This is a genomic window from Pseudomonas sp. AOB-7, from assembly GCF_003696305.1.
Lineage (GTDB): Bacteria > Pseudomonadota > Gammaproteobacteria > Pseudomonadales > Pseudomonadaceae > Aquipseudomonas.
The window spans coordinates 42,982-58,192 of record NZ_RFFK01000007.1; the positions used below are offsets into that span (position 1 = coordinate 42,982).

At 70.9% G+C, this 15,211-nt stretch carries 11 protein-coding genes; 7 read left to right on the forward strand and 4 right to left on the reverse strand.

Going from position 1 to position 15,211, the window contains the following annotated elements; all coding sequences use genetic code 11:
• Positions 1–189: 189 nt before the first annotated feature.
• The 4 genes from EA796_RS14720 to EA796_RS14735 all read right to left on the reverse strand — a co-directional run bounded on the left by EA796_RS14720 (position 190) and on the right by EA796_RS14735 (position 7,959).
• Entirely contained in the window at positions 190–1,041 is an 852-nt protein-coding gene (locus tag EA796_RS14720) for a mechanosensitive ion channel family protein (protein WP_021445282.1), read from the reverse strand.
• A 113-nt stretch (positions 1,042–1,154) separates the two neighbouring features.
• Positions 1,155–2,051 (reverse strand): transglutaminase family protein, encoded by an 897-nt coding sequence (locus EA796_RS14725; RefSeq protein ID WP_122109137.1) that lies wholly within the window; start codon positions 2,049–2,051, stop codon positions 1,155–1,157.
• Positions 2,048–4,534: a circularly permuted type 2 ATP-grasp protein gene (locus EA796_RS14730; protein WP_122109138.1), complete on the reverse strand. Its 2,487-nt coding sequence runs from the start codon at positions 4,532–4,534 to the stop codon at positions 2,048–2,050. Before EA796_RS14730 ends, EA796_RS14725 begins: the two co-directional genes overlap by 4 nt.
• 131 nt (positions 4,535–4,665) lie before the next feature.
• Positions 4,666–7,959, reverse strand: coding sequence for a DUF2126 domain-containing protein (locus EA796_RS14735; protein WP_122109139.1), 3,294 nt, complete (start codon positions 7,957–7,959; stop codon positions 4,666–4,668).
• A 226-nt stretch (positions 7,960–8,185) separates the two neighbouring features.
• Between EA796_RS14735 and EA796_RS14740 the strand changes: the two genes are divergently transcribed.
• The 7 genes from EA796_RS14740 (at position 8,186) to EA796_RS14770 (ending at position 15,173) form a co-directional block, all read left to right on the forward strand.
• On the forward strand, positions 8,186–8,968 hold the full coding sequence (locus EA796_RS14740; protein WP_122109140.1) for an efflux RND transporter periplasmic adaptor subunit: 783 nt from the start codon (positions 8,186–8,188) through the stop codon (positions 8,966–8,968).
• The gene (locus EA796_RS14745) at positions 8,965–10,284 is read left to right on the forward strand and encodes an efflux RND transporter periplasmic adaptor subunit (protein WP_122109141.1); all 1,320 of its coding nucleotides are present in this window, start codon (positions 8,965–8,967) and stop codon (positions 10,282–10,284) included. The genes EA796_RS14740 and EA796_RS14745 overlap by 4 nt, the downstream gene beginning before the upstream one ends.
• A complete protein-coding gene (locus EA796_RS14750; RefSeq protein WP_122109142.1) occupies positions 10,285–12,384 on the forward strand; it encodes an HlyD family efflux transporter periplasmic adaptor subunit in 2,100 nt (699 codons plus the stop codon).
• A 31-nt stretch (positions 12,385–12,415) separates the two neighbouring features.
• Complete coding sequence (locus tag EA796_RS14755; protein ID WP_122109143.1) at positions 12,416–13,216, forward strand: aspartyl/asparaginyl beta-hydroxylase domain-containing protein; 801 nt, start codon at positions 12,416–12,418, stop codon at positions 13,214–13,216.
• Complete coding sequence (locus EA796_RS14760) at positions 13,204–14,181, forward strand: sulfotransferase family protein (RefSeq protein ID WP_122109144.1); 978 nt, start codon at positions 13,204–13,206, stop codon at positions 14,179–14,181. Before EA796_RS14755 ends, EA796_RS14760 begins: the two co-directional genes overlap by 13 nt.
• A gap of 168 nt (positions 14,182–14,349) precedes the next feature.
• On the forward strand, positions 14,350–14,847 hold the full coding sequence (locus tag EA796_RS14765) for a GNAT family N-acetyltransferase (RefSeq protein WP_122109145.1): 498 nt from the start codon (positions 14,350–14,352) through the stop codon (positions 14,845–14,847).
• Positions 14,844–15,173, forward strand: coding sequence for a hypothetical protein (locus EA796_RS14770; RefSeq protein WP_122109146.1), 330 nt, complete (start codon positions 14,844–14,846; stop codon positions 15,171–15,173). Before EA796_RS14765 ends, EA796_RS14770 begins: the two co-directional genes overlap by 4 nt.
• Positions 15,174–15,211: the final 38 nt, after the last annotated feature.

The window sequence follows — 15,211 nt, forward strand, 5'->3', positions numbered from 1 at the left end:
TCCCGGCACTGCTTGCAAGTCTTCGGATTCGTTGAAGTTTTACCCCGAGCGAAGCCGCCAAGGGCGGCCCTGGCGAAAAGCTGAACAGCCCCGCGCAGGGCCGATGGCGCCTGGCGCGGCGGCTTTGCTGCAGAACTTGTGTACAGACTTACCCACAGATTCCGTGCACAACTCGCCGCGCCCCGCGGGCTAGCCGGCCTGCTGCATGATCACCGTCTGCGCCGGCATCGGCGCCGGGAAACCGCCCTCGCCGAGGGCGTCCTTGATGGTCTTGTTGGTGTCGAAATACACCTGCCAGTAATGGTCGTTGTGGCAGTAAGGGCGCACCGCCAGCACCGGCCCGACCAGATTGAACTCGAGGATTTCCACGTCCACCGCCGGCTCGGCGAGCACGTTGGCGATCGCGCCGACCCGCTCCTTGAGCAAGGCGGCGGCGGCCTTCCAGTCGGCGGCACCGGACAACTGCGCCTTGAGCTCGACGCGGCGGAAGGGGTTGTGGGTGAAGTTCTGGATGTTGTCGGAGAAGATCTTGTTGTTGCCGACCAGGGTCAGCACGTTGTCCGGGGTGTTGATCGCGGTGACGAACAGGCCGATCTCGGTGACCGTACCGACCACCCCGCCGGCGCTGATGAAGTCGCCGACCTTGAACGGCCGCAGGACGATGATGAAGCCGCCGGCGGCGAGGTTGGCCAGCAGCCCCGACCAGGCCATGCCGATGGCCAGGCCGACCGCGGCGATCAGCGCCGCCAGGCTGGTGGTCTGCACGCCGAAGTAACCGAGGATGCCGATCACCAGGATGATGTTGAGGGTCACCGAGATGAAGTTGCCGACGTAGCGCAGCACGGTCGGGTCGACCTTCTGCTGGCTCAGGGCCTTCTGCACCAGGCCGACGGCGACGCCGATCAGCCAGCGGCCGATGACCCAGAAGGCGATGGCGGAGAGGATCTTGATGGCGAAGGCCGCGCCGTATTGCACGACCAGGTCGTAGAGGGCGGTGAGTTTTTCCGTGCCGGCGCTAACCAGTTGCGAGGTTTCGTCCATGGCGGTGCTCCAAGATGAGGGGTAACCCCCTCAACGCTAGCAGCGCCCCGGCCGGCCGCCAGGCAGCCGACCAACGGCGCGCCGGCACCGTGGCAGAGCCGCCCGCGTCGTTCTCAGGCGTCCAGCGGCAGTACCGTCACCTGCACCTCCGGATCGTGGCTGCCGCCGCCCAGGATCACCCCGCGCAGCGGCGAGACGTCGGCGAAATCGCGGCCCCAGGCCAGGGTGATGTGCTCCAGCGCCGGACGCAGGTTGTTGGTCGGATCGAAATCCACCCAGCCCTGGCGCGGGCAGTACAGCGACACCCAGGCGTGCGAGGCGTCGGCGCCGATCAGTCGCGGCTGGCCGGGCGGCGGCTGGGTCAGCAGGTAGCCGCTGACATAGCGCGCCGCCAGGCCGCGCGAGCGCAGGCAGGCGAGCATCAGGTGGGCGAAGTCCTGGCACACGCCGCGGCGCTCCTCCAGCACCTGCAGCAGCGGGGTGGTCACCTGGGTGGCGCCGGCATCGAAGCTGAACTCGCGGAAGATCTTCTCCATCAGCGCCTGGCCGGCCTGCAGCAGCGGCCGGCCGGCGACGAAGCAGTCGGCGGCGTAGTCGACGAAGGCCTGCTTGAGGCGCACGTAGGGCGACTCGAAACGGTAGCGCGCCGCCTCCAGCAGCGCCGGCGCCAGCGCCTGGCCGCTGTAGCTGAGCGCCGCGCAGGCGGCCTCCCAGGCGGGCGAGTCGTGCAGCTCCAGCGGCGCGCGCGCCAGCACCTCGACGCGCAGCCGCGCGCCGACGCTGAGTGCCTGATGCGGGCGCTCGAACACCAGGCGGGTCAGCGGATTGCCGAACACATCCAGGCCGTCGCGGCGCTGGCAGGGCTGCGGCGCGATGCGCAGCTCGCGCTCGTGGCAGCGCTGCCAGGGGCAGTCGCGCGGCCACAGGTGCGCCAGCTGCTGGGCCAGCGAGACCGGCGCCGAGTAGCGGTAATGGGTGTCGTGGAGAATCTGGTACAGCGCGCTGCTCATGAGGATTGCGTCCGCTGGCTGGCGTCGACATGGACGAAGAAGCGCAGGCCGAGCTGATCGGAGACCGTGCCGGCGGCCTGGCTGATGGCGGCGAGCAGATCGGCCAGGCCTTCGAGCACGGCGCGAATGCTGCCGGGACCGAACAAGGAGTTCTCCAGGCTGGCCAGGTCGAAGCCGGCCAGCTGCGCCTCCAGTTCCTGCAGCGGCAGCTGCGCCGGCAGTTCGAAGCGCTCGTCGAGGCGCTGCAGCGAACGCAGCAGCGTGCGCAGCTGGAAGATCACCGCATGCGGGTTCTGTTCGTCCAGCAGCAGCAGGTCGAGCACCGGGATCAGCTGCGCCGATGCCAGGTAGCGGGTGCGGTAGGTGATGCTGCTGTTGCCCAGCTCCAGCAGCCATTCCAGCGCCGACTGGTCGGTGGCGGCGCCGCTGCGCAGGAAGCCGGCGAAGGCGTCGCAGAGAAACTGCAGGCGCTCGATGCAGCGGCCGAGCATGAGAAAGCGCCAGCCGTCGTCGCGGGTCATGTCGTCGAGGGCGAAGCCGGACAGCGCCGCCAGCGACATCAGCAGGCGGTTGAGGAAATCCAGCAGCTCGCCGAAGTCGGCCGGCTGGCCTTCCAGCGCCTGCGCCTCGCGCTGCAGCTCGACCAGCGCCTGCCAGTTGGCCTGGGACAGCTTGCCGCGCACGCTGCCGGCGGCCCACTGCAGGCGCTGCAGGTTGGCGCGCAGGCTGGCCGGCCAGTCGGCGCCGAGCAGCGCCTGCAGCAGGCGCGCCTCCAGTTCGCCGGTCTGTGCCTCGGCCAGCAGGCCCAGCTGCTGCGCCAGGGCCAGGGCGCTGTGCAGCGCCTGCGGGTCGTCGTCATCGTCGACGTAGCGCGCCAGCAGGATGCGCAGCAGGCGCGCGCTGCCCTCGCAACGCTCGCCGTAACGGCCGAACCAGAACAGGTTCTCCACCACCCGCGAGGGCAGGAAGGGGTCGCTGCGCACCAGGTCGGCGCTGCCCAGCGGGCGCAGCCACTGCCAGGGTTCGCCGCCGCTCTGCCGCGCGCCGAGCACCCAGGTGTCCTTACTCGCGCCGCCGCGCTGCATCGACACCACCTCGGCGTCGGCGTCGGCGGCCACCCGGGTCAGGCCGCCGGGCATCACCCGGTAGCCGTCGGCGCTGGCCACGGCGAACACACGCATGCCGATGGCGCGCGGCTGCAGGCCGCGGCCGTCCCAGACCGGCGCCTGCGACAGCTGGGCGCGCGCCTGGGCGACGTAGGCGTAGGGGCGCGCCTTGAGCCGTTCGGCCAGGGCGGCGCGCTGCGCGGCGTCCAGATCGCGGCCGAACAGCGGGGCGAAGCTCTGCGAGGGGAAGGCCGGGCGCACCAGCAGCTGCTCGAGTTTTTCCAGCGCCTCGTCCAGCACCGGCGGCTCGCCGCACCACCAGCTGGCGATGGACGGCAACAGCAGTTCCTCGCCCAGCAGCTGCTCGCTGATGGCGGGCAGAAAGCCCGGCAGGCCGGGCGACTCCAGCACGCCGCTGCCCAGGGCATTGGCCACCAGCACCCGGCCGCGGCGCACCGCCTCGAGCAGGCCGGGCACGCCGAGGGCCGAGTCGGTGCGCAGCTCCAGCGGGTCGCAGTAATCGTCGTCGAGGCGGCGCAGCACCGCGTGCACCCGGCGCAGGCCGGCCAGGGTCTTGAGGTAGAGGGTGGCGTCGCGCACGGTCAGGTCGCTGCCCTCGACCAGCGGGTAGCCGAGCTGGCGCGCCAGGTACAGGTGCTCGAAATAGCTCTCGTTGAAGCGCCCGGGGGTCAGCAGCACCACCAGCGGCGTCTCGCCGGCGCTCGGCGCCTGGCGCGCCAGGCTGTCCTGCAGGGTGCGGAAGAAGCCGGCCAGGTACTGCACGCGCAGATCGCGGTACAGCTCGGGGAAGGCGCGCGAGACGATCTGCCGGTTCTCCAGCGCGTAGCCGGCGCCCGACGGCGCCTGGGTGCGGTCGGCGGTGACCCACCAGCGTCCGTCCGGCGCACGCGCCAGGTCCACCGCATAGAGGTGCAGCCAGGTGCCGCCGGGCACCTGCAGGCCCTGGCAGGGCCAGAGGAAGTTGTTGTGGCCGAACACCAGTTCGGCCGGCAGCAGGCCGTCGGCGATCAGCTTCTGCGGGCCGTAGATATCGGCCAGCACGCGGTTGAGCAGCGTCGCGCGCTGGGCCACGCCGGCGGCGATCTGCTGCCACTCCTCGGCCGGGATCAGGTTGGGCAGCAGGTCCAGCTCCCAGGGGCGGTCGGCGCCGTCGGGGTCGGCGTAGACGTTGTAGGTCACGCCGTTTTCCTGGATCTGCCGCGCCAGCATGGCCTCGCGCTGCGCCAGCTGTTCCGGGCGGCTGCGCGAGAGCTGCTCGAACAGCCGGCGCCAGTACGGGCGCACCTTGCCCTGGGCGTCGAGCAGTTCGTGGTAGGCGCCGGCGGGCGGCGGGTAGTCGGCTAGCAGGTCGGGCATGGCAGGCTCGGCAGTGGCAGGGCAGTAAGGCTTTGCGCCCCCTCTCCCGCTTGCGGGAGAGGGTTGGGGAGAGGGGCTTTGCCGTGGCCGCCCTCTCCCCCGGCCCCTCTCCTATGAATGGGAGAGGGGCGTCAGGCGCGGCGCAAATCCAGGGTCATCGGCAGTTCATTATTGTCGATCGGCTGCAGGGCCGGGCGCTTGCCCGGGCTGTGGCCGAGGCGGAAGAAGCGCGCCAGGCGCCGGCTCTCGGCCTCGTAGGCGTTGACCGGCAGGCTGTCGTAGTTGCGCCCGCCGGGATGGGCCACATGGTACTGGCAACCGCCCAGCGAGCGCTGCATCCAGGTGTCGATCAGGTCGAACACCAGCGGCGCGTGCACGCCGATGGTCGGCTGCAGGCAGCTGGCCGGCTGCCAGGCGCGAAAGCGCACGCCGCCGACGAACTCGCCGACCTTGCCGGTGGGCCGCAGCGGCACCGGCACGCCGTTGCAGGTCAGCACGTAGCGATCCGGCGCCATGCCGCCGAGCTTGACCTGCATGCGCTCCAGCGACGAGTCGACGTAGCGCACGGTGCCGCCGCTGGCGCCCTCCTCACCCAGCACGTGCCAGGGCTCCAGCGCCTGGCGCAGCTCCAGCTCGATGCCCTTGACGGCGAAGTCGCCGGCCTTGGGGAAACGGAACTCGAAATGCGGGGCGAACCACTCGCCGCGCAGGCGATAGCCGAAAGCGCCCAGCTCCTGCAGCACGTCGGCGAAGTCCTGCTCGACGAAGTGCGGCAGGAGGAAACGGTCGTGCAGCTCGGTGCCCCAGCGCACCAGCCTGGCCGGGCGGTAGGGCTCCTGCCAGAAGCGGGCGATCAGCGCGCGCAGCAGCAGTTGCTGGGCCAGGCTCATCTGCGCGTGCGGCGGCATCTCGAAGGCGCGCAGCTCGAGCAGACCGAGGCGGCCGCTGGCCGAATCCGGCGAGTACAGCTTGTCGATGCAGAACTCGGCGCGGTGAGTATTGCCGGTGACGTCCACCAGCAGGTTGCGCAGCAGCCGGTCGACCAGCCAGGGCGGACAGTCGCGACCCGGCTCGGGCATCTGCGCGAAGGCGATCTCCAGCTCATACAGAGCGTCGTTGCGCGCCTCATCCACACGCGGCGCCTGCGAGGTCGGGCCGATAAACAGGCCGGAAAACAGGTAGGACAGCGACGGGTGGTTGTGCCAGTAGCCGATCAGGCTGCGCAGCAGATCGGGGCGGCGCAGGAAGGGCGAGTCCGCCGGCGTGGCGCCGCCGAGGACGAAGTGGTTGCCGCCGCCGGTGCCGGTGTGGCGGCCGTCGAGCATGAATTTCTCGCTACTCAGGCGTGACTGCCGTGCCGCCTCGTAGAGAAACTCGCCGCGCTCGACCAGCTCGCTCCAGCTGGCCGCCGGGTGGATATTGACCTCGATCACCCCGGGGTCGGGGGTGACGCGGAAATACTGCAGGCGCGGGTCCTGCGGCGGCTCGTAGCCCTCCAGCAGCACCGGGCAGTTGAGTTCGGCGGCCACCGCCTCGATCGCCGCGACCAGCTCCAGGTATTCCTCCAGGTGCGCCAGCGGCGGCATAAACAGATACAGCCGCCCCTCGCGCGGCTCGGCGCACAGCGCGGTGCGCACGATACCGGGCGCCGACTGGCCGACCGCCGGGCGCGGCGCCTGGCCGTTGCCGCCGGCGCCGCGCCAGACGCCGCGCAGCTGGCGCTGGATCTGCGCCGGGTTCGGCAGCGGGGCGAAGCGCTGGCCCGGATCGGCCGGGTTGATATAGGGGTAGTCGGCCTGGCTGACCCAGGGCAGCGAGTCCAGCGGCAGGCGGTAGCCTAAGGGCGAGTCGCCCGGCAGCAGGCGGCAGTGCTCGTCGCGCAGGAACCAGCGGCCGCTCTGCCAGCCGGCACCGTCCACCCGCCGCGCCAGCGGCAGCACCTGGCCGACCACGCGGTCCAGGCCCTGGTCGAACACCTTGCGCAGGCGCTCGCGCTCCAGCGCATCGCTCAGCCGCGAATCGTCCGGGGTGACGTTGTCCGGCAGCTTGCGCTCGCGCCACAGGTAATAGAACCAGTCCTCGTAGGCTGGGAAGACGCACTCGACATCCACATCCAGGCGCGCCGCCAGGGCCGCGAGAAAGTGCGCGGCGGTGTCGGCGTCGGCGCCGTAGCCGCGCGTTTCGTCAGCCAGCAGCCTGGGTTCGTGCCAGATCGGCTCGCCGTCCTGGCGCCAGAAACAGTTCAGCGACCAGCGCGGCAGCTGCTCGCCCGGGTACCACTTGCCCTGGCCGAAGTGCACCAGGGCCTTGGGCGCATAGTGCGCGCGCAGGCGGTGGAACAGCTCGGCGGCCAGGCGCCGCTTGTTCGGCCCCAGCGCGGCGGTGTTCCACTCCTCGTCGTCGGGGTAGTCGAGGGCGACGAAGGTCGGCTCGCCGCCCATGGTCAGGCGCACGTCGTGGCGCTGCAGGTCCTCGTCGATCTGCCGGCCGAGGGCATCGATCGCCTGCCACTGCGCCGCGCTGTAGGGCTTGCTGACCCGCGGCGCCTCCCAGATGCGCTCCACCTGCATCTGGTGCTCGAACTCGCATTCGCACTCGTCCAGCGCGCCGGAAATCGGCGCCGCCGAGGACGGCTCGGGGCTGCAGGCCAGCGGGATATGGCCCTCGCCGGCGAACAGCCCGCTGGTGGGATCGAGGCCGATCCAGCCGGCGCCGGGCAGGTACACCTCGCACCAGGCGTGCAGGTCGGTGAAGTCCTGGTCGGTGCCGGAGGGGCCGTCGAGGGCTTTGACGTCGGCGGTCAGCTGGATCAGGTAGCCGGAGACGAAGCGCGCCGCCAGGCCCAGGTGGCGCAGCAGCTGCACCAGCAGCCAGGCCGAGTCGCGGCAGGAGCCGGAGGCCTTCTCCAGGCTCTGCTCGGGCGTCTGCACGCCCGGTTCCAGACGGATCAGGTAGCGGATATCGCCGGACAGCCGCTGGTTCAGCGCCACCAGAAAATCCACGCTGGCCGTGGGCGCGCGGTCGATGCTGGCCAGGTACTCGGCGAACTTCGGCGTGGCCGCCAGCTTGACCAGGTAGGGCGCCAGCTCGCGCTGCTCGCCCTCGGTGTAGGCGAAGGGAATGCGCTCGGCATAAGGCTCGAGAAAGAAGTCGAAGGGGTTGAACACCGCCATCTCGGCGACCAGATCCACCTCCACCCTGAGCTCGCGGGTCTTCTCGGGGAACACCAGGCGCGCCAGGTAGTTGCCCTGCGGGTCCTGCTGCCAGTTGACGAAGTGCTCGCCCGGCTCGACCTTCAGCCCGTAGGAAAGGATGCGCGTGCGGCTGTGCGGCGCCGGGCGCAGGCGCACCAGCTGCGGGCCGAGGTTCACCGCACGGTCGTAGCGGTAGTGGGTGACATGGTGCAGCGCGACATGGATCGACACGGCGGCCTCCTGCAAGCCTGGACGACCTGCCAAGCCGCGCAAGACTTATGCCAGGGAACGGGGCGCGCGCCCGCGCGGGCCGTGTCGCAGGGCTCGCGCACCAACGACAGGCCCGCCCGCGCACCAGCGCCGACATCGCGCACCACAATGGCGCGCCGCCACGGCCAATTTGCCGCAAACGACTTCTGCCTTAGACTCCCAGCACTTCTTCGCAAGGACGTGCCCAATGCGCCACCACTCACCCCGCCTGCCCCTGCTCGGCCTGCTCGCCCTGCTGCTCAGCCCGCCGCTCTGGGCCGAAGACCCGCTGCTGGAGTCCTTCGTCGCGGCTGCGCCGGACGCCGGCGAACGCCAGGTGCGCGGCGTGCTGCGCGCGCGCGATCAGGCCGTGCTGTCCAGCGAGCTGCCCGGGCGCATCGTCGAGATGCCGTTCGCCGACGGCCAGGACTTCACCAAGGGCGACGTGCTGGTGCGCTTCGATTGCAGCGCCTACCAGGCCCAGCTCAATGCCGCCCAGGCCGCCGCCCGCGCCGCCCGCGAGGAACTGAGCCACAAGAAGCAGCTGGCCGCGCTCAACTCGGTCGGCCGCTTCGAGGTGGCGCTGGCCGAGGCGCGCCAGGCGCAGGCGCTGGCCGAGGCCCAGGTGTACCAGGTGCAGGTCAAGCGCTGCAGCGTCGTCGCCCCGTTCAACGGCCGCGTGGTGCAGCGCCGCGCCCAGCCGCACGAGAGCGTGGCCAGCGGCACGCCGCTGCTGGAGATAGTCGACAACCGCACCCTGGAGGTGCACCTGCTGGTGCCCTCGGCCTGGCTCGGCCGGCTCGCCCCCGGCCAGCCCTTCGCATTCGTCCCGGACGAGACCGGCGAGCCGCTGCAGGCCGCCGTCAAACGCCTCGGCGCGCGCATCGACGAAGGCAGCCAGACCCTGCTGCTGATCGGCAGCCTGCCGGCGGATGCCCAGGGTCTGCTGGCCGGCATGAGCGGCAGCGCGCGCTTCGCGGAGGCACCATGACCGCGCAGGCGCCGGGCCTGGCCGAGCGAATCGTCGCCCAGTTGCTCAGCCTGGAGCGCCAGGCCCGCGGCGCCGCCACCCTCGACCAACTGGCCTACGCCCTGGTCAACGATGCCCAGCCGCTGTTCGGTTACCGCCACGCCGCCCTGCTGATCGCCGGCAAGGTGCGCGCGCTGACCGCCATCAGCGTGGTGGAGGCCAACGCGCCCTTCGTCGCCTTCGTCGAGAACGCCGCCGCGCAGCTGCACAAGCAGGGGCGCGCGACCCAGGCCCAGGCGGTCGCGACGGACTCGCTGAGCGCCGCGCTGCGCGCCGACTGGCAGAGCCTGTCGGCCGCCGCGGTGTTCTGGCTGCCGCTGCTGGATCGCCAGGGCCAGGTCTTCGGCGGCCTGTGGATCGCCCGCGAGCAGCCCTGGAGCGAGGCCGAACAGGCCCTGCTCGGCCAGCTCGGCGACTGCTACGGCCACGCCTGGCTGGCCCTGCAACCGCGTCAGCCGTGGCGCCTGCGCTGGCCGCGGCGCAAGGTGCTCGGCGTGGCCGCCGCCGTGCTGCTGCTCTTGCTGCTGCCGGTGCGCCAGTCGGTGCTGGCGCCGGCCGAGGTGGTGCCGCTCGGCGGCCAGGTGGTAACCGCGCCGCTGGACGGCGTGATTGCGGAGTTTCTGGTCAAGCCCAACCAGGCGGTGAGCATGGGCGAGGTGCTGCTGCGCTTCGACGCCACTGCCATTCGCGCCCAGGCCGACGTCGCCGAGCGCAGCCTGCAGGTGGCCGAGGCCGAGCTCAAGGCCAACGCCCAGCGCGCCTTCAGCGACGCCGAATCGAGCGCGCGCATCGACCTGTTTGCCGCCCGCGTCGAACAGAAACGCGCCGAGCGCGACTACGCCCGGGAGCTGCTGGCGCGCACCGAGGTACGCGCCGAACGCGACGGCATCGCGGTGTTCGCCGACGCCCAGCGCTGGACCGGCAAGCCGGTGCAGACCGGCGAGCGGCTGATGCAGATCGCCGACCCGACCCGGGCCGAACTGCGCATCGACCTGGCGGTGGCCGACGCGCTGGACTTCCAGCCCGGCGCAGCCATCGCCCTGTTCCTCGACAGCGACCCGCTGCACCGTCACCAGGCGCGCCTGCAACGCCAGGCCTACGAGGCGCAGCCGCTGCCCGGCGGCCAGCTGGCCTACCGCCTGGACGCCGAATTCAGCGCAGCGCCGCCGCGCATCGGCCTGCGCGGCACCGCCAAGCTCTATGGCGCACGCGCGCCGCTGGCGTTCTACCTGCTGCGCCGGCCGCTGGCCGCGCTGCGCCAGACCCTGGGCCTGTAGATGGCCCTGCCGGCGCTGCGCCCCGACCTGCAGCTGTCCAGCGCCGCCCCGGCGCTGGACGGCGCGCCGCAATGGACCCTGGCCGACCCGCTGCGCGGCCGCTACTTCAAGCTCGGCGCCGCGGCCATTCGCCTGCTGCGTCACTGGCCGCTGGGCGATCCCGAACGGGTGCTCGCGGCGGCCAACGCCGAACCCGGCCCACCGCTCGACGAGGCCGAGCTGCAGGAGATGCTGCGCTTTCTCGCCGGCCACGACCTGCTCAGCGCCGCCGACGCGCAGCAGCGCGGCAGCTACGCACAGAAGGCGGCGCAGCAGCGCCAGGGCTGGTGGCAGAGCCTGCTGCACCAGTACCTGTTCTTCCGCATCCCGCTGTGGCGCCCGGACGCCTTCCTCGACCGCACCTGGCCCTGGCTGAAGCGCCATGGTCCGAACCTGCTGCGCATCGGCCTGCCGCTGCTGCTGGGCCTCGGCCTGTTTCTGGTGGCACGCGACTGGGATCGTTTCATCGCCACCTTCCCGCACCTGTTCAGCCTGGGCGGGGCGCTGGCCTTCGGCGTCGCCCTGACCTTCGCCAAGCTGTGCCACGAATTCGGCCACGCCTACATGGCCAAGCGCGCCGGCTGCCGGGTGCAGAGCATGGGCCTGGCGTTCATGGTGCTGCTGCCGATGTTCTACACCGATGTCAGCGATGCCTGGCGGGTCAACCAGCGGCGCTCGCGCCTGCTGATCGGCGCCGGCGGCGTGCTCGCCGAACTGCTGCTGGCGGCACTCGCCCTGCTGGCCTGGTCGCTGCTGCCGGACGGGCCGCTGCGCACTGCCGCCTTCATGCTCGCCAGCGCCACCTGGATCACCACGCTGATCATCAACCTCAACCCCTTCATGCGCTTCGACGGCTACTTCCTGCTCAGCGACCTGTGGGGCGTGGACAACCTGCAGGGGCGCGCCTTCGCCCTGTGCCGCTGGCGTCTGCGCGAGGCGCTGTTCGGCTACGGCGAGCCCGCACCGGAACCCTGGTCGCCGGCCATGCAGCGCCGGCTGCTGTTCTGGGGCTATGGCGCCTGGCTGTGGCGCGCGGCGCTGTTCCTCGGCATCGCCCTGGCGGTGTACCACATGTTCTTCAAGCTGCTGGGCATCTTCCTGATGCTGGTGGAACTGGCCTGGTTCATCGGCCTGCCGATCTGGCGCGAGTGGCAGGAGTGGTGGCAACGCCGCGGGCAGGCGCAGCCGGGCAAGACGCTGCGCGTCGGCGCCGTCCTGCTCGGCCTGCTGGCGGTGCTGCTGGTGCCCTGGCGCAGCGCCGTGGAAGTACCGGCGCTGCTCGAAGCCAGCCGGGTCAGCGCGCTGCATGCGCCACTGGCGGCGCGCCTCAAGCAGCTGCACGCCGGCAACGGCCAGGCGGTGCGCAGCGGCGAGCTGCTGCTGGAGCTGGAGTCCCCCGACCTGGACTCGCGCCAGGCCATAGTCCGCAGCGAAATCGCGATTCTCCAGTTGCAGCTCAAACGCCAGGCCGGGCGTAGCGAGACGGCCGCCGACAGCGCCATCCTCGAACGGAACCTGGCCGCCGCCGTCGCCGAATACCGCGGCCTGGCCGCCCAGCGCCAGCGCCTGCAGCTGCGCGCGCCGCACGACGGCCTGATACGCGACCTGCCGGCAGACCTGGCGCCCGGGCTCTGGCTGTCGCCGCAGCAGCCGTTGCTGCGCGTGGTCGAACAGCAGGTGCGCCTGCGCGGCTACCTGGCCGAAGAGTCGTTGTGGCGCCTCGAACCCGGCAGCAGCGGCCGCTTTATCGCCAGCGCCGACCCGCTGCGCCCGGCGCTGGCGGTGACGCTCGGCGAGGTGGATGCCACCGGTGCCGCCTACCTCGACCAGCCCGCGCTGGCCTCTGACCACGGCGGGCCGATTGCCGTGCGCCGCGACGAGCAGCAACGCGCACAGCCGCTGCAGGCCCAGTACGGCGTGCGCCTGACCGCGCAACAGGCGCTAGCGGCGCCGGCGCAACCGCAACTGGGCGTGGCCATACTCGACGGCCGCCGCGAATCCATCCTCGCCGCCGTCTGGCGCCGGGTCGCCGCCCTGGGGGTGCGCGAAAGCGGTTTTTAAGCACCTGTTCAAAGGGATAGAGAACAGCACCATGGCCCACCACGCACTCCCCGCCTGCTCGCGCCTGCCCCTGCAGATCGAACTGGCAGCGCTGCTCGCCGCCCTCGCGCGGGTGCAGCCCGACGCCTGGCAGCAGCACTTCAACCGCGACTACTACCAGGGCGACTGGAGCGGTGTGACGCTGATCGGCGCCGCGGACGCACCGCTGCCGCTGGCCCCCGGCCGCGGCGCCGCGCAAGCCAGCGCCTGGTGGCAGGAAAACACGGCCTGGCACCAGCTACTCGCCGCCTTCCGCGCCCCGCTGCGCAGCGTGCGCCTGTTGCGCCTGGGCCCCGGTGCGCGCATCCACGAACACTGCGACCCCGACCTGGGCCAGCCCGACGCCGACCTGCGCCTGCACGTGCCGCTGCTCAGCCCGCCCGGGGTGGAATTTCTCCTCGACGGCCTGCAGGTGCCGATGCAGCCCGGCGAATGCTGGTTCCTCGACCTGTCGCGGCCGCATCGGGTGGACAACCCCAGCCGTCAGCCGCGTATCCACCTGGTGCTCGACTGCGCTCCCTGCGACTGGCTGCTGGAGACGATCGGGCGCGGCCTGGGGCAGACCCCGGCGCTGCGCCCGAGCCGCGGGGAGCAGGCCTTCGCCGATTTGCGCGAGAGGCTGGCGCAGCAGCCGGAGCTGGCCGCACACCTGCGCAGCCTGAGCGATACCCGGGACTTCATCGACGCCACCCTGCGCCTGGGCGAGCAACTCGGTCTGCCGTTCTCCGAGGCCGAGGTGCGCCGCGCCATGCGCCAGGGCAAACAGACATGGAACGATCAATGGCGAGCATGAATCGCGCCGTGGACTTCGCCGGCTGGCTGCCGATCCGCACCTGGCTGAGTGCCGGCCAGTGGCGCGTGGACTGGTGCTGGTTCGGCGAGCAACGGCTGAGCCGTCCGTTCTTTCGCGACGATGTCGAGCAGGCCCTGCGGCTGCCCTTCAACCAGGCGCTACGCCGCGAAACAGGCCTGGACGACTTGCTGGCGTGGCAGGCGATCAGCCCGGGGCTGGCGCCCAGTGCCTTTATCTTCCATGCCTCGCGCTGCGGCTCCACCCTGCTGGCGCAGATGCTGGCGGGGCTTGCGCCCAATATCGTGCTGTCCGAACCGCCGCCGCTGGATCGCCTGCTGCGCGCCCATTACCTCGCCCCCGAAGCGGCGGCGCATCAGCCACGCTGGGTCGCGGCCCTGCTGTCGGCCTACGGACAGCGCCGGCGCGGCGACGAGCAGCGCCTGCTGATCAAGCTGGATGCCTGGAATCTGTTCGAGGCCCAGTTCCTGCAGGCACTCTATCCACAGGTGCCGCGCCTGTTCCTCTATCGCGACCCATTGGAAATCGCCGTGTCCCAGCTACGCCAACCCGGCCTGCAGCGCGTTCCCGGCCTGCTCGGACCCTCGGGACTGGAGCGGCCGGACGACCCGCCGTTGTCGCCACAGGAACACACCTGCCGGATGATCGGCCGGATTCTCCAGGGCGGACTGCAGCTGTGCCTGCAACTGGGCGGCGTGCCGGTCAACTACAGCGAACTGCCCGATGCCCTCTGGGGACGCCTGGCGCCGCTGGTCGGCGTGAACGCCGCGGATCTGCCGCGCCTGCAGGAAGTCGCCGCCTTCGATGCCAAGCAGCCGAGCCTGTCCTTCAGCGCCGACAGTCAAGGCAAGCGCGAGTCGGCGGACGCGGCATTGCGCGCGGCGATCGAGCGCTGGGCGGACGAGCCCTACGCAAGGCTGGAGCGCCTGCGCTTGCGCGATGCATAGACTTGTAACGCGCGCGGGCCATACAAGCGTTTGGCAAAAGTACCGGCCCGGGGCAGTAAATACTGGCGATCCGCCTGCAGCTTCGCTAACCTCGGCCGGACTAGCGCCGTATAAATGAATAACAAATGGCCGCCCCGACGCGGGGCAACCCGCAGGGACGCTCACCTCATGCCGACTTTCGAGTTGAACCTCCGCCCCATCGCCGACGCCGACCTGGCGTTCTTGCAGGCGCTGTATGCCAGCACCCGCGCCGATGAAGTGGCGCAGCTACCCTGGGACAAGGCCAGCAAAGACGCCTTCCTCGCCCAGCAGTTCACCGCCCAGCACCAGTACTACAAGGCGCATTATCAGGGCGCGGCTCTCTCGCTGATCTGCATGGGCGAATGCGCCATCGGTCGGCTGTATATCTTCCGTGGCCCGACCACGCTCAATCTCATCGACATCTCCCTGCTGCCCGAATGGTGCGGCCAGGGTATCGGCAGCCATTTCTTGCGCGCCTTGACCGACGAGGCGGACGCCACCGGGAAGACCATCCGTCTTTTCGTCGAGCCGACCAATCCAGCCAGACGCCTGTATGAGCGTTGCGGATTCGGGGTCACCGGCTCCAATCACATCTACTTGCAGATGCAGCGCACGCCAGCGCCTGCCCTGGCGGTGTCGGCATGAGCCTGGTACCGAGCTTCGCGGAGCTCGAGCGCCATCTCCAGCGGGACTGGCGGCTGCGCTGGGACGAGGGTCAGGGGCTCGCCATCACCTTGCTGGAAGTGGCCGAAGGCGCCGCGATGAACGCTCGCTACCACTGCTACAACGCCGTCTTCGCCCAGCCCGCGGGCGTCCAGTTGCCCCAGCACGGTTACCGGCTCTGCAGCCCTGAGGGCGCCGAGTGGCAGGTCATGCTGACGCCCATCGGCCCGGACGAGGACGGCGACCGCCACCTGCTGCAGGCCATTTTTCATGTGAAGCGCGATGGCACCGTCGCTACCCAGCTCTAGCACGACAACACTGCCGCGAGTGCGGCTTCATCAAGGAG

What these genes read in the sequence shown, in the direction of transcription:
- EA796_RS14720 (WP_021445282.1), bottom strand. Translation starts at nt 1,041, where the DNA reads ATGGACGAAACCTCGCAACTGGTTAGCGCCGGCACGGAAAAACTCACC.
- EA796_RS14725 (WP_122109137.1), bottom strand. Translation starts at nt 2,051, where the DNA reads ATGAGCAGCGCGCTGTACCAGATTCTCCACGACACCCATTACCGCTAC.
- EA796_RS14730 (WP_122109138.1), bottom strand. Translation starts at nt 4,534, where the DNA reads ATGCCCGACCTGCTAGCCGACTACCCGCCGCCCGCCGGCGCCTACCAC.
- EA796_RS14740 (WP_122109140.1), top strand. Translation starts at nt 8,186, where the DNA reads ATGCGCCACCACTCACCCCGCCTGCCCCTGCTCGGCCTGCTCGCCCTG.
- EA796_RS14745 (WP_122109141.1), top strand. Translation starts at nt 8,965, where the DNA reads ATGACCGCGCAGGCGCCGGGCCTGGCCGAGCGAATCGTCGCCCAGTTG.
- EA796_RS14750 (WP_122109142.1), top strand. Translation starts at nt 10,285, where the DNA reads ATGGCCCTGCCGGCGCTGCGCCCCGACCTGCAGCTGTCCAGCGCCGCC.
- EA796_RS14755 (WP_122109143.1), top strand. Translation starts at nt 12,416, where the DNA reads ATGGCCCACCACGCACTCCCCGCCTGCTCGCGCCTGCCCCTGCAGATC.
- EA796_RS14760 (WP_122109144.1), top strand. Translation starts at nt 13,204, where the DNA reads ATGGCGAGCATGAATCGCGCCGTGGACTTCGCCGGCTGGCTGCCGATC.
- EA796_RS14765 (WP_122109145.1), top strand. Translation starts at nt 14,350, where the DNA reads ATGCCGACTTTCGAGTTGAACCTCCGCCCCATCGCCGACGCCGACCTG.
- EA796_RS14770 (WP_122109146.1), top strand. Translation starts at nt 14,844, where the DNA reads ATGAGCCTGGTACCGAGCTTCGCGGAGCTCGAGCGCCATCTCCAGCGG.